The 12,514-nt window shown below is 65.1% G+C and carries 14 protein-coding genes; 7 read left to right on the top strand and 7 right to left on the bottom strand.

Annotated features, from left to right (window positions below):
• The first annotated feature begins 60 nt into the window (after positions 1 to 60).
• From frr to ABFX19_RS15485, 3 genes are all read left to right on the top strand, one after another.
• Entirely contained in the window at positions 61 to 618 is a 558-nt protein-coding gene (gene frr, locus ABFX19_RS15475; RefSeq protein WP_056548557.1) for a ribosome recycling factor, read from the top strand.
• A gap of 155 nt (positions 619 to 773) precedes the next feature.
• On the top strand, positions 774 to 1,628 hold the full coding sequence (locus ABFX19_RS15480; protein WP_346028925.1) for a phosphatidate cytidylyltransferase: 855 nt from the start codon (positions 774 to 776) through the stop codon (positions 1,626 to 1,628).
• A 71-nt stretch (positions 1,629 to 1,699) separates the two neighbouring features.
• Positions 1,700 to 2,278, top strand: a complete 579-nt coding sequence (locus ABFX19_RS15485) for a DivIVA domain-containing protein (RefSeq protein WP_346028926.1) — start codon at positions 1,700 to 1,702, stop codon at positions 2,276 to 2,278.
• Positions 2,279 to 2,301: 23 nt separating this feature from the next.
• Here the strand turns inward: ABFX19_RS15485 and ABFX19_RS15490 are convergent, their stop codons facing one another.
• Genes ABFX19_RS15490 through ABFX19_RS15505 form a run of 4 tightly spaced genes read right to left on the bottom strand, consistent with a single transcriptional unit; the run spans position 2,302 to position 6,129 of the window.
• Positions 2,302 to 3,762, bottom strand: a complete 1,461-nt coding sequence (locus tag ABFX19_RS15490; protein ID WP_346028927.1) for a sodium/solute symporter — start codon at positions 3,760 to 3,762, stop codon at positions 2,302 to 2,304.
• 11 nt (positions 3,763 to 3,773) lie between these two features.
• Positions 3,774 to 4,154, bottom strand: coding sequence for a DUF485 domain-containing protein (locus ABFX19_RS15495; protein WP_318533045.1), 381 nt, complete (start codon positions 4,152 to 4,154; stop codon positions 3,774 to 3,776).
• A 5-nt stretch (positions 4,155 to 4,159) separates the two neighbouring features.
• On the bottom strand, positions 4,160 to 4,879 hold the full coding sequence (locus ABFX19_RS15500) for a LytR/AlgR family response regulator transcription factor (protein ID WP_056548551.1): 720 nt from the start codon (positions 4,877 to 4,879) through the stop codon (positions 4,160 to 4,162).
• Positions 4,880 to 4,935: 56 nt separating this feature from the next.
• Entirely contained in the window at positions 4,936 to 6,129 is a 1,194-nt protein-coding gene (locus ABFX19_RS15505; RefSeq protein ID WP_277359681.1) for a sensor histidine kinase, read from the bottom strand.
• Between the two features lie 260 nt (positions 6,130 to 6,389).
• Here ABFX19_RS15505 and ABFX19_RS15510 point away from each other — a divergent pair, with 260 nt between their 5' ends.
• Positions 6,390 to 6,773 (top strand): DUF485 domain-containing protein, encoded by a 384-nt coding sequence (locus ABFX19_RS15510; RefSeq protein WP_346028854.1) that lies wholly within the window; start codon positions 6,390 to 6,392, stop codon positions 6,771 to 6,773.
• The gene (locus tag ABFX19_RS15515; RefSeq protein ID WP_277359679.1) at positions 6,770 to 8,389 is read left to right on the top strand and encodes a solute symporter family protein; all 1,620 of its coding nucleotides are present in this window, start codon (positions 6,770 to 6,772) and stop codon (positions 8,387 to 8,389) included. Before ABFX19_RS15510 ends, ABFX19_RS15515 begins: the two co-directional genes overlap by 4 nt.
• 90 nt (positions 8,390 to 8,479) lie before the next feature.
• Here the strand turns inward: ABFX19_RS15515 and ABFX19_RS15520 are convergent, their stop codons facing one another.
• The 3 genes from ABFX19_RS15520 to ABFX19_RS15530 form a co-directional block, all read right to left on the bottom strand.
• Positions 8,480 to 9,121, bottom strand: coding sequence for a hypothetical protein (locus ABFX19_RS15520; RefSeq protein ID WP_346028855.1), 642 nt, complete (start codon positions 9,119 to 9,121; stop codon positions 8,480 to 8,482).
• A 16-nt stretch (positions 9,122 to 9,137) separates the two neighbouring features.
• On the bottom strand, positions 9,138 to 9,557 hold the full coding sequence (locus tag ABFX19_RS15525) for a DUF4383 domain-containing protein (RefSeq protein ID WP_346028856.1): 420 nt from the start codon (positions 9,555 to 9,557) through the stop codon (positions 9,138 to 9,140).
• Between the two features lie 106 nt (positions 9,558 to 9,663).
• A complete protein-coding gene (locus tag ABFX19_RS15530) occupies positions 9,664 to 10,134 on the bottom strand; it encodes an Lrp/AsnC family transcriptional regulator (protein ID WP_056549215.1) in 471 nt (156 codons plus the stop codon).
• Between the two features lie 214 nt (positions 10,135 to 10,348).
• Here ABFX19_RS15530 and pdhA point away from each other — a divergent pair, with 214 nt between their 5' ends.
• Complete coding sequence (gene pdhA / locus ABFX19_RS15535) at positions 10,349 to 11,494, top strand: pyruvate dehydrogenase (acetyl-transferring) E1 component subunit alpha (protein WP_346028857.1); 1,146 nt, start codon at positions 10,349 to 10,351, stop codon at positions 11,492 to 11,494.
• Positions 11,494 to 12,510, top strand: coding sequence for an alpha-ketoacid dehydrogenase subunit beta (locus ABFX19_RS15540; RefSeq protein WP_346028858.1), 1,017 nt, complete (start codon positions 11,494 to 11,496; stop codon positions 12,508 to 12,510). Before pdhA ends, ABFX19_RS15540 begins: the two co-directional genes overlap by 1 nt.
• Positions 12,511 to 12,514: the final 4 nt, after the last annotated feature.

Below are 12,514 nucleotides of genomic sequence, written 5' to 3' on the forward strand. Positions count from 1 at the left end.
TAGGATTATCAACTGAATCGGACGCTCAGAAGCAGCGGATTTCGAACCAAAGGAGCAATCGTGATCGAAGAGACCATGTCAGAGGCAACCGCGCGCATGGACAAGGCAGTCGAGGCGGCGAAGGAAGATTTCGCAACCATACGCACTGGCCGTGCCAACCCGTCCCTGTTTTCGAAGGTCGTCGTGAACTACTACGGCTCGCCGACGCCGCTGCAGCAGCTGGCATCCTTCCAGAACCCGGAAGCACGCACGCTGCTCATCACGCCGTTCGACCGCTCCGCGCTCTCTGAGATCGAGAAGGCCCTCCGTGACTCAGATCTTGGCGCCAACCCGTCCAACGACGGCAACGTCATTCGTGTGGTTCTTCCCGAACTGACCGAGGAGCGGCGCAAGGAATACGTCAAGGTAGTGCGCGGCAAGGCTGAAGACGCCAAGATCCAGATCCGGAACATCCGCCGCAAGGCCAAGGACGGCATTGACAAGGCGGTCAAGGACGGTGACGCCGGCGAGGACGACGGCGCCCGCGCCGAGAAAGACCTCGACGCACGGACGAAGTCCCACACTGACACCATCGACGACATGCTCAAGCGCAAGGAAACCGAGCTGCTCGAAGTCTGATGAGCGACTCCCAGCCTTCTCCAGAGGCTGGCCGCACGCCTGCCGCTGATGCTGCAAACGCTGATGCCGCGCACCAGGCGCCGGCCGGTCCGCCGGCTTCCGGTGCGCTGTCCGGCAGGCGTGCACTGCGCGAAGGGGCACTCCAGAGCAAAAGCATGTTCAAGCGCCGTCCGCCCCGTGCCAAGTCCGGCGAGCCCTCACGGGCAGGGCGGAACCTTCCCGCGGCCATCGGGGTCGGGCTTGCGCTGCTGATCTCGCTGCTGGTCGGCATGCTGTTCCTTCCCCTTGCGTTCGTGGCGCTGACCACGATGATCGGCGTCGTCGGCGTCTGGGAAGTCGGCAGGGCGCTTGAGGTGCGCCAAATCAAGGTTCCCACCGTTCCGGCGCTGGCTGCCGGCGTGGCGCTGCCTTTCGCCGCCTACCTCGGCGGCCCTGAGGCGTTGGCATTCGCCACAGTGGTGTCCGTGACCGCGATCGCTCTGTGGCGCAGCCTCGACCCTGCGCCCGACGCCGCGCGGAGCATCATGGCGGGAACCTTCGTCCTCCTCTGGGTACCGTTCCTCCTGAGTTTCGCAATGCTGCTGCTGCAGGAGCCTTCGGGACCGATCAAGGTGGCAACCCTGCTGCTGCTCGTGGTTGCCAATGACACCTTCGGCTACCTGGTGGGGGCGTTCTTCGGCAAGCACGCCATGGCACCCCGGATCAGCCCGAAGAAGTCCTGGGAAGGCTTTGGCGGGTCGATCGGCGGAGCAATGGTTGTCGGCGTACTTGCAGTGGTTTTCCTGTTGGACAGGCCCTGGTGGGTCGGTATCTGCCTGGCGGTCGCCGTTGTCGCCGCGGCTACCGCCGGAGACCTCGCCGAGTCCATGATCAAGCGGGAACTCGGAGTCAAGGACATGAGCAGCATTCTGCCTGGACACGGCGGCGTGATGGACCGGCTTGACTCGATTGTTTTTGCTTCGCCGGTTGCGTTCCTGCTGTCCGTTACATTGGTACCCGGGACCCTATAGAACTTGACGACGGCGCGTCGTGACTGCGCCGTTGCACCGAAGCCGTTGCAAAGAAAGTGAAACGCACAACTATGGATGGAGCACGCAACGGCAGTTCGCCGTTCGCCCGTGTCGGCCGCCGTGAATACGGCTATAAGGCAAAGCAGGTCGACAGGTTCCTGACCCGTGCACGCACCTTCTACAACTCGGACGGCACCGACGGTGAGCCTGTGACCAGTGCCGAAGTCCGCACCACCGCCTTTGATCCTGCCCGGGGCGGATATGAACCACGCGCGGTCGATGCCGCACTGGACCGGCTGGAAGACGTCTTTGCCCAGCGGGAGCGGGACACCCTGATCGCGGCGAGCGGCGAACAGGCGTGGCTGATGCAGATCGGGCGCACGTCCGCCGTCCTGAGGAGCAGGCTGCACAGGCCGCCGGGGGAGCGGTTCCGGCGTCCTTCCCGGAAGAACACGACCAGCTATGACATCGAGGACGTAGATGCCCTCTGCAACGAGCTGCTCGGGTACTTCGAGAGGGACATGCCGCTCAGCGTCGATGTAGTCCGCCGGGCCGTTTTCCGTGAAGCTATCGGCCAGGACGGGTACGAGGAGACCCAGGTGGATGCCTTCCTGGACCGCGTGGTTGAACTCATGGCGGCCATCGACTAGCTTCCGGGCACGTACCAGTACCGTCACACAGCCTCAGGCGTATGCAGCCGCGCAAGCACCCGTGATGTGTTCATCGGCCGGCGGTTTGCGGTCAGCCGCGACACCGTGATGGTGACCGCAAACGCAGCAGGGACCGTCCAGAGCGCGGGCAGCTGGAGCCACTGCGGGGCCTGATCCATACCCAGGCCCGCAGCTATCAGGATCGATCCGCCGCACAGAACCGCCCCGGAAACCATGCCCGCGATGGCTCCTGCATCCGTGAGCCCCCGCCACCAGATGCCGAGCACCAGCAGCGGGCAGATCGTGGAGGCAGTGAAGGCAAAAACCATGCTCACGCTGCCGGCCAGGGCAAGGGTGTCCGTCAGCAGGGCAAACCCCAGCGGTATGAGCGCCGAGACAATCGCCGCCCATCGGAACCCGGAAACGCTGGCACGGAAGAAGTCCTGACTCACCACGCCGGCCAGCGAGACCACAAGACCGCTGGTGGTCGAGAGGAATGCGGCGAATGCACCCGCCGTGACGAATGCCGACAGGATGTCTCCGCCAACGCCGTCGAAAATGCGGCTCGGGAGCAGCAGCACGGTGGCATCGGCCGCGCCGCGGACCGCCAGATCCGGAGTGTGGATCCGTCCCAGCAGTCCATACAGCGTCGGGAAGAGGTAGAACACGGAGAGCAGCCCCAGCACCAGCAGGGTTGTCCGGCGGGCGGAAGCGCCGTCCGGGTTCGTATAGAAACGCACCAGCACGTGGGGCAGTCCCAAGGTACCGAAGAGCAGGGCGATGACCAGCGAGATGTTCTGGTACAGGGTGGCATCGGCGGTGGTGTTGAGTTCCGGTGCGAAGACCGCGCCGTCGTTCGTGATCGATTCACCGGTGCCGGTCAGCTGAACCAGGATGAAGACAATGGGGACGGCAAGCGCAGTCAGCTTCAGCCAGTACTGGAAGGCCTGGACAAAGGTGATGGACCGCATGCCGCCGGTAATGACGCTGAGGCAGACAACCACGACGACGGCGACGGAACCTACCCACGACGGCAGCCCGGTAGTGATCCGCACGGTAAGGGCGGCGCCGTGCAGCTGCGGCACGATGTAGAGCCAGCCGACGGCGATGACGAGGAGGCTGGTGATCCGGCGGACATTGCGGGACTCGAGGCGGGCTTCAGCGAAATCAGGAATGGTGTAGGCGCCGGAGCGCCGCAGGGGAGCGGCCACGAACAGCAGGAGCATGAGGTAACCGGCCGTGTAACCGATGGGGAACCACAGCGCATCCACCCCGGAGAGCAGGATCAGGCCGGCCACGCCGAGGAAGCTGGCTGCTGAGAGGTATTCGCCCCCGATCGCCGAGGCGTTCCACCAGGGTCGCACCGTACGCGAGGCCACGTAGAAGTCACCGGTGGTCCGGGAGATCCGGAGTCCATAGATGCCGATCAGGACGGTGGAGACCGCGACCATCACCAGTGACACGTAACCGACCACAGGGTTCAGCTCAGGGAATGTCACCGGTCGTCCACCAGGTCCCGGAAGCGCTGCTCAATGCGCCCGGCGCTTCGCACATACAGGACGGCGCAGCCAATCACGAGCGGATAGATGCCCAGGCCGAGCAGGAGCCAGGGAACGGGCACGGTTGCGACGGTCCACGTTGTGACGGCCGGGAAGATGCTGAACAGGATGGGGATGCCCACCAGGATTACAAGGAAACCGGAGGCGACCACCACGGCGAGGCGCAGCTGGGATCGGATGAGTGAACGCACAAACAGCTCGCCGACGTCGGACTGTTCAGCCATCTCTCGCGAGACGGGAAAGGTTCCGGCGGGCCCGGCGGCGGAGTGCGGCGCGGTGACCCGAACCCGGGCCGGGCGGTCCTCAGGCTCTGTCACGTTCGTTACTGTCCCGGCCTCAGGCGGGTGGCTTCCAGCTTGCCGCGGATCTGGGACAGGTGCCGCCGGCTGACGGGCAGTTCCGCCTCGCCCACGAGGACACTTGCCCTGCCTGACCCGAGCTTGACCTGGGTCACCTGATCCATGGCCACGAGGTAGGAGCGGTGCGTCCGCAGGAAACCGGCATCGGCCCATTGCCGTTCAAGGTCGTTGAGTGGAATGCGGATGAGGTAGCTCGCCTCGGCCGTATGCAGCCGGGCGTAGTCGCCCTGCGCCTGCACGTAGCGGATCTCGTCGCGCCGGATCATCCTGCTGATGCCGCCCTGATCCACGGTGATGACGTCCGGGGTGGCTGCGCCGTCCTCCATCAGCTCGCAGATCCGCCGGACGGACTCGGTCAGCCTTTCCGTGCGCACCGGCTTGAGCAAATAATCGACGGCGCGAAGTTCGAACGCCTCGAGCGCCCGGTCCTCGTCCGCCGTGACGAAGACGACGGCGGGAGGCCGGCTGAAGCGCGAGATGACCCTGGCGATGTCCAGCCCTGAGAGGGACGGCATGTGGATGTCGAGGAACAGTGCATCTATCGGGTGGCTTTGCAGGATCCGGAGAGCCTCGGCGCCGCTGGACGCCTGATGGATTGCGTCGATGCGGGCGTCCTTGGAGAGCAGGAAGCCGAGTTCGGCGAGCGCCGGGAGTTCATCGTCCACGATGACCACGTTGACCATGCTCCTTAGGTTACGCGGTCGATCAGGCGTCCGCGCCACGGGACGCAGGGCAACCCTCAGGTCTGGTGGGCGGGCTGGGATTTCGGAACGCGCAGCGTGATCAGGGTGCCGGCGCCGGGTGCGGTATCGATGATCAGCCCATGGGCGTCACCGTACACCTGACGCAGCCTGGAATCGACGTTCCGCAGCCCCACGTGGACTCCGTCGACGTGCCCGGCAAGGACGGCGCGCAGGCGATCGGGATCCATCCCCACGCCGTCGTCCTCGACGGTGACCACCGCGTAGGCGCCGGCGTCGTGCGCTGTGATGGTGATGTTGCCTGTCCCGTCCTTTGAGTCGAGGCCGTGGCGGACGGCGTTCTCCACCAGCGGCTGGAGGCTGAGGAAGGGGATCACGGTGCTGAGCACCTCCGGACCGATCTGGAGGCTGACGCGGAGCCGGTCACCGAAACGCGCCCGCTCCAGCAGCAGGTAGCGGTCGATGGACCTCAGCTCCTCCGCGACGGTGGTGAAGTCGCCGTGGCGGCGGAAGGAGTAGCGCGTGAAGTCCGCGAACTCGACGACGAGCTCCCGCGCCCGCTGTGGGTCCGTATTGATGAAGGACGCGATGGCGTTCAGGGAGTTGTAGATGAAGTGCGGGCTGATCTGCGCCCGGAGCGCACGGACCTCGGCCTCCATCAGTTGGGTGCGCGAGGAATCCAGCTCGGCCAGCTCCACCTGGGTGGCCACCCAGGCGCCGACCTCATTCGTCGCGCGGACGAGCCCTGCGCTGACTGTCGGTGCGAAGGCTCCCACCGTTCCCACCACCCGGCCGTTTACCCGGATCGGTGCCAGAACTGCCTCGGCAAGTCCTTCCTCTCCTCCGGTCACCGGCCCCAGCCGGAGCCTCTTGAAGATCTGCGTCCGCCCGCTGGAGAGGACCTCCTGCACAACGGTCATCACCTCAGCGGGTTCGGCGGAGGTGCCATCCCACGCCAGGACGCCGTTCAGGTCCGTCACCAGGAGAGCCTGGCTGCGCAGCAGGCCCCGCAGGTGCCGTGCCGCCTTCGACGCTCCGCCGGGCGTCAGGCCGGTCCTCAGGTGCTCAGAGGCCAGCGCAACGGTGTGCAGCGTCGCGTAGGTGGCGCGGTCCGCGTCGGAACCGAGGTCACGGTAGGAACGGGAGAACCTGAAGCCGAGGACTGCCACCACCGCGAGGGTGACGAGAACGACGGCGCCGACCAGCGCGGCGTCGACGGCGGGGCTCAGCATGGGTCAAGAGTAGCCGTGAACCCTGCCATGCCCTGAACCGTTCGGCACGATGGCCTTGAATCGTCTGGCGCAGTGGCCGTGAGCCGTTCGGCGCAGGCGCGCACCGTTTATCGCAGGCCGACGCGCGTTGGGCGATGTGCCTGCCCAAGGTGCTGGCGCCCTCACACGATGTGACCAACAGTGATGGGAGTCACACTCCCTCGTTCCCTGCCGTCCAGTGCGGTACTGATCCTGCGTGGGAGCCTAACGAGGAGGTATCAATGGGCCACGACCCATCCGCACCCGGCGCACCGCCGTCGGCGTCCGTGGACTTCACGGAAGTCCAGCAGCGGCCGCAGTTTCAGGAATTGAGGAAGCGTCACCGCAGCTTCGTTTTTCCCATGGCAGCAGCATTCCTGCTGTGGTACTTCCTGTACGTGCTGCTCGCCGATTACGCACACGAATTCATGTCCACCCCCGTGTGGGGGAACGTCAACATCGGACTGCTCCTCGGGCTGCTGCAGTTTGTCAGCACCTTCGGGATCACCATGTGGTACGTCAGCTACGCCAACAGGAGACTCGATCCAATCGCCGAGGAACTGCGCAACGACCTCGAAGACGCCGCACCTGAGGTATTCAATGCCCCAGAGGGAGGAACCAAATGAGGCAGTACCTGCCGCTGCAGACCGTTGAGACGACGCAGGTCGGCGAGCCCTGGCTGAACATCACCATTTTCGGCATTTTCGTGGCAATCACCCTGGTGATCGTGCTGCGCGCGAGCCGCAACAACAAGACGGCTGCGGACTACTACGCTGCCGGACGATCCTTCACCGGCCCGCAGAACGGAACGGCTATTGCCGGGGACTACCTGTCCGCCGCGTCCTTCCTCGGCATCGTGGGCGCCATTGCGATCAACGGCTATGACGGATTCCTGTACTCGATCGGCTTCCTCGTCGCCTGGCTGGTGGCACTGCTCCTCGTCGCGGAACTGCTCCGCAACACGGGAAAGTTCACGATGGCGGACGTCCTGTCCTTCCGGCTGCAGCAGCGTCCCGTACGGATAGCAGCGGCCATCACTACGCTCGCTGTCTGCTTCTTCTACCTCCTGGCGCAGATGGCCGGAGCCGGCGCCCTGGTGTCCCTGCTCCTCGGCATCGACGATCGGCTGGGACAGTCCCTCGTCATCACCGTGGTTGGCGGGCTCATGATCCTGTACGTGCTGATCGGCGGCATGAAAGGCACCACCTGGGTCCAGATCATCAAGGCCTGCCTGCTCATCGCGGGCGCATTCGTGATGACCATCTGGGTGCTCGCCCTGCACGACTTCAACCTCTCGACCCTGCTCGGTGCCGCCATCGAGACCTCCGGCAACCCTGCCATCACCGGCCCGGGGCTGCAGTACGGCGCCTCGGGCACCACCCGCCTGGACTTCGTGTCCCTGGCCCTGGCGCTCGTCCTGGGAACCGCGGCCCTGCCGCACGTTCTCATGCGCTTCTACACCGTTCCCACAGCCAAGGAAGCCCGCCGCTCAGTGGTGTGGGCGATCTGGCTCATCGGAGCGTTCTACCTGTTCACGCTGGTTCTCGGCTACGGCGCCGGAGCCCTCATCGGCGCTGACCGGATCAATAATGCACCCGGCGGCGTCAACTCGGCCGCACCGCTCCTGGCGTTCGAACTCGGCGGGCCATTCCTGCTGGGAATCATCTCCGCAGTTGCCTTCGCCACCATCCTCGCGGTGGTTGCGGGACTTACCATTACCGCCGCCGCATCCTTCGCGCATGACATCTACGCGAACGTGGTTCGCCGGGGCAAGGTGGATCCGGACGGTGAGGTGAAGGTGGCGCGCCGCACCGTCGTCGTTATCGGTGTGCTGTCGATTGTCGGCGGAATAGGTGCGCAGGGACAGAACGTTGCGTTCCTCGTCGCGTTGGCCTTCGCCGTGGCGGCGAGCGCCAACCTGCCAACCATCATCTACTCGCTGTTCTGGAAGAAGTTCAACACCCAGGGCGCGCTGTGGAGCATGTACGGCGGCCTGCTCACCGCAATCATCCTGATCGCGTTCTCGCCGGTGGTCTCCGGCGGGGAGAAGTCGATGATCCAGACGGCTGACTTCTCCTGGTTCCCGCTCAGCAATCCGGGCATCGTCTCGATCCCGCTGGCGTTCTTCCTGGGCTGGCTCGGCACCGTGCTGGCCAAGCGGACTGAGGATGCGCAGAAGCAGGCGGAGATGGAGGTCCGCTCGCTGACAGGGGTAGGCGCGGAAAAGGCGACCAACCACTAGTCCCAACTAGACGCAGCAGGGGCCGGAATCATGTCGATTCCGGCCCCTTCTGTCATCTTCGCGAACTTGCCTGTTCATGAACTCGCTTGTTCAGTGACCGGGATGCTCCGCCGGCGCGGGAACCAGGCCGTGCTCGCCGTGCGGCACCGCATTGTCACCGGCCGTTGATGCGGCGAGTCCCGGCGTCGTAATTCCGGCAACCAGGACGGCACAGAGGAAGAGCCCGGTGAGAAGCCTGCCGGGGGAGAGCTTCGCGCCGGCAGCTGAACGGTCTGCCCGCCGGTGCAGGGCGCCGCGGCAACCGAGCTGCAGGAGGACGAGCGCCAGTGCGGAGGCAAGCGTGAGGTCGAAGTTCCTGCTTTCGGCCGGCGCGAGCAGCGCACCCCACACCAGAACACCCAGCACGACGGCGGCGGCACCGGGAAGAACGGCGGGCACCACCACTGCCAGCAGGGCAGGAACCCGGTTCCGCCCGGGCGTTCCGCGCAGCGCCAGAATTCCCCACAGGGTAAGTGCGGCCGCCCACAGCCCGGTGAGCATTCCCACCACAACATTCAGGATGCCGCCGGCAGCCAGCAGGGCGTCGGCTGCGAGGGCAAAGAACGTCAGGCCTGAGCCGAGGGCAGTGAATCCGGCCAGCAGGCGGAGCAGTTCACCCGTGGTGCCCTGCTCCGCGTCGGCGCGCGGTTGAAAAGCGGGCAGGGCCCGCTCCTCAACCGCAGCACTGTTCATCAAAGCGACGTCCGGACTACGCGGTGTGTGCGTGGGTGCTGGCGGTGCGCACGTTCTTGTCCTGTGACAGGCCTACGCCCAGCAGGAGGACGGCGCTCGCGAGGTGCAGAACGTTGTCGGCACCGTTGAGGGCAATGATGTTCAGCGAGGTGCCGACCAGGAAGAGCCCGAGGATGCCCACCAGGAGGTAGACCGCACCCACGGTGGTGTTGACGCCCTTGGCGGCGCTCACCGAGTTGAGGCCGGCAAGCAGCAGTGCTGCGCCGATGGCCAGGTGGATGATGTTGTGGAGCGGGTTGACCTCGAAGATGATGAGCGTGTTGCCCTCAGTGGCGAAAAAGCCGACTCCGGCGGTAACGAAGAAGCCGAGGATCCCGACGAGCAGGTAGACGGCTCCGAAGACGGTTGCGAGTAGCCGGTTGGGGGAGGTTCCCATGGTGATGCCTTTCGTGTGATGTGCGCTCCCTGGTGGAGCTCTGCACACCATTCGGATCAGTGCTCACTTTGGATGGTTCTGCTGTTCGGATCAGGAATGGAAGAGGTTACTCCGCGGAACCGCGCTCCAGCAGGGGCTCCATGCGGTAAGGGATCAACTCGTGCATGGCGAGGGAGGTATCGCAGCGTTCCACTCCGTCGCAGGCCAGGATCTTTCCGTTGATCCGGAAGAGGTCTTCGGCGTCCACTGACACCACGCGGACCAGGATGTCCGCCTGCCCGGTCAGCCCGTGCGCCTCGAGGACCTCGGGGATACCGGCGAGCTGGCCGGTGATGGAGCCGAGTTTCCGCTGGTCCACGTGGACATTGATGAACGCGGTGAGCGGGTAGCCGAGCGCTGCCGGATTGATCCGCCGTTCAAAGGACAGGAACGTCGAATTCTTCTCCAGCCGGGTCATCCGTGCCTGGACGGTATTGCGCGAGAGCCCCAGCTTCTGGGCGAGGGCGACGACGGTCCGCCGGGAGTCCCGGGCCAGCGCGAGAAGGAGCCGCGTGTCAGTGGCATCAAGGGGCTGCATAGTGCGCAACGGTAGCACGGCGCGAAGGCAGCAAATCGAGCACAATGCTCAGTCATTCCATGTTCGGTTGTGCTGTGTGGCTTGCGTGAGTATCGTCACACTAAACCTCGGGCAACGGCGCCCTCGGCCCGCCGAACACCCACGGATCGGCGTCGGAGGCTGCGGTTGACCGGTGTACAAACGCCGAAGCCGGTAAGAAGAAGGATGAGTGAACGTGCCTCTGAACAACGATGCGGATGCCACGCAGGATGAGCTGGTCCAGCTCATTGCGCCCAATGGCGAACGCCGAAGCAACGCCGCGTATGACCGCTGGGTCTCCGACGTCGACGACGCCGCTCTGCAGGCCCTGTACGAGGACATGATCGTCATCCGCCGGATCGACGCCGAAGCCACGGCTCTCCAGCGCCAGGGTGAGCTTGCGCTCTGGCCGCCGTTGCTGGGACAGGAAGCGGCGCAGATCGGCTCCGGCCGCGCTCTGCGCGAAGATGACTTTGTTTTCTCCAGCTACCGCGAGAACGGCGTTGCCTACTGCCGCGGCGTGGACCTCACGGATCTCCTGCGCGTCTGGCGGGGCAACGCCTCCGCCGGCTGGGATCCCTACGCCATCAACATGGCTCCGCCGCAGGTCATCATCGGCGCGCAGACCCTGCACGCCACCGGATACGCCATGGGTGTCCTGGCGGACGGTGCGGATTCCGTTGCGGTCACCTACTTCGGAGACGGCGCCACGAGCCAGGGCGATGTCAACGAGGCAATGGTCTTTGCCGCCAGCTACCAGGCGCCCGTCATCTTCTTCTGCCAGAACAACCAGTGGGCCATCTCCGAGCCGGTCGGGTTGCAGGCACACGTGCCCATCGCCCACCGCGCGCCCGGATTCGGCATCCCCTCCGTCCGCGTGGACGGCAACGATGTGCTCGCGTGCCTCGCCGTTACCCGTGAGGCGCTCGATCGCGCCCGGACCGGCGGCGGTCCCACCTTCATCGAGGCGGTGACCTACCGGATGGGCCCGCACACCACGGCCGATGACCCCACCCGCTACCGGGACGCGAACGAGCTTGAGGACTGGGCCGCGAAGGATCCCATCGCACGCCTGGCCGCGCTTCTGGACGCACGCGGACTGCTGTCCGCGGAGGTGGCGGATTCCGTCAAGGCCACCGCCGACGACGTCGCCGCCCGGCTTCGCGAGGGCTGCATCTCTATGCCGGAGCCGCAGGTCCTTGACGTCTTTAAGCACGTCTACAGCGAGCCGAATTCATGGCTCGATCGCCAGCAGGACTCCTATGAGCAGTATCTGAAGTACTTTGATTCCGCCGACGCAGATACCGCTGCATCCAACTCCTCCAGGGAGGCGAGCCGCTGATGTCCACCATGACATTCGGCCGTGCCATCAACGCAGGCCTTCGCAGGGCCATGGAAAATGACCCGAAGGTTGTCCTGATGGGCGAGGACATCGGAAAGTTGGGCGGCGTTTTCCGCATCACCGACGGCCTGCAGAAGGACTTCGGGTCCCACCGCGTCCTCGATACGCCGCTCGCGGAGTCCGGCATCATGGGCACGGCAGTCGGCCTGGCCTACCGTGGCTACCGTCCCGTCGTCGAAATCCAGTTCGATGGCTTCATCTACCCGGCGTTCGACCAGATCGTGTGCCAGGTTGCCAAGCTGCACTACCGGACCCAGGGTGCAGTCAAGGTGCCGCTGACCATCCGGGTGCCGTTCGGCGGCGGTATCGGATCCCCGGAGCACCACTCGGAGTCCCCGGAAGCGTACTTCACCCACACGTCCGGGCTGCGGGTGGTGAGCGTCTCCAACCCCCAGGATGCTTTTGTGATGATCCAGCAGGCCATTGCGAGCGATGACCCTGTGCTCTACTTCGAACCGAAGCGCCGCTATCACGTGAAGGGTGAGGTGGACGAGGGCGTGGATCTGGGCGCCACCAGCATGAATGACGCGAAAGTGGTTACCGAGGGCAGCGACGTCACGCTCGTCACCTACGGGCCTCTGGTGCCGACGGCACAGAACGCCGCCATTGCAGCCTCCGACGACGGCATTTCGATCGAGGTGATTGACCTGCGCTCCCTGGCTCCGATTGACTTCGCCACCGTGGAGAAGTCGGTGCGGAAAACCGGACGCCTGGTCATTACGCATGAAGCCGCTCAGTCAGGCGGCCTCGGCGCCGAAATTGCGGCGAGCATCACCGAGCGTTGCTTCTACCACCTGGAGCACGCACCGGTCCGCGTGACGGGATTCGACATCCCGTACCCCTACTCCAAGCTTGAGTTCCATCATCTACCGGATCTGGACCGCATACTCGATGGAGTTGACCGCGCCCTGGGCCGGTCAAACTCCCTTAGCTCCCGCAGTGGACTGGAAGGATAGTGTC

The organism is Arthrobacter parietis, assembly GCF_039530425.1.
GTDB classification, from domain to species: Bacteria; Actinomycetota; Actinomycetes; order Actinomycetales; family Micrococcaceae; genus Arthrobacter_D; species Arthrobacter_D parietis.

Bases quoted from the DNA above. Each gene is read 5' to 3' on its own strand.
- ABFX19_RS15505 (WP_277359681.1), bottom strand. From the start codon at position 6,129: ATGCTGAGCCCCGCCGTCGACGCCGCGCTGGTCGGCGCCGTCGTTCTC.
- ABFX19_RS15485 (WP_346028926.1), top strand. From the start codon at position 1,700: ATGGATGGAGCACGCAACGGCAGTTCGCCGTTCGCCCGTGTCGGCCGC.
- ABFX19_RS15480 (WP_346028925.1), top strand. From the start codon at position 774: ATGTTCAAGCGCCGTCCGCCCCGTGCCAAGTCCGGCGAGCCCTCACGG.
- ABFX19_RS15520 (WP_346028855.1), bottom strand. From the start codon at position 9,121: ATGAACAGTGCTGCGGTTGAGGAGCGGGCCCTGCCCGCTTTTCAACCG.
- ABFX19_RS15500 (WP_056548551.1), bottom strand. From the start codon at position 4,879: ATGGTCAACGTGGTCATCGTGGACGATGAACTCCCGGCGCTCGCCGAA.
- ABFX19_RS15515 (WP_277359679.1), top strand. From the start codon at position 6,770: ATGAGGCAGTACCTGCCGCTGCAGACCGTTGAGACGACGCAGGTCGGC.
- ABFX19_RS15525 (WP_346028856.1), bottom strand. From the start codon at position 9,557: ATGGGAACCTCCCCCAACCGGCTACTCGCAACCGTCTTCGGAGCCGTC.
- ABFX19_RS15540 (WP_346028858.1), top strand. From the start codon at position 11,494: ATGTCCACCATGACATTCGGCCGTGCCATCAACGCAGGCCTTCGCAGG.
- ABFX19_RS15510 (WP_346028854.1), top strand. From the start codon at position 6,390: ATGGGCCACGACCCATCCGCACCCGGCGCACCGCCGTCGGCGTCCGTG.
- ABFX19_RS15530 (WP_056549215.1), bottom strand. From the start codon at position 10,134: ATGCAGCCCCTTGATGCCACTGACACGCGGCTCCTTCTCGCGCTGGCC.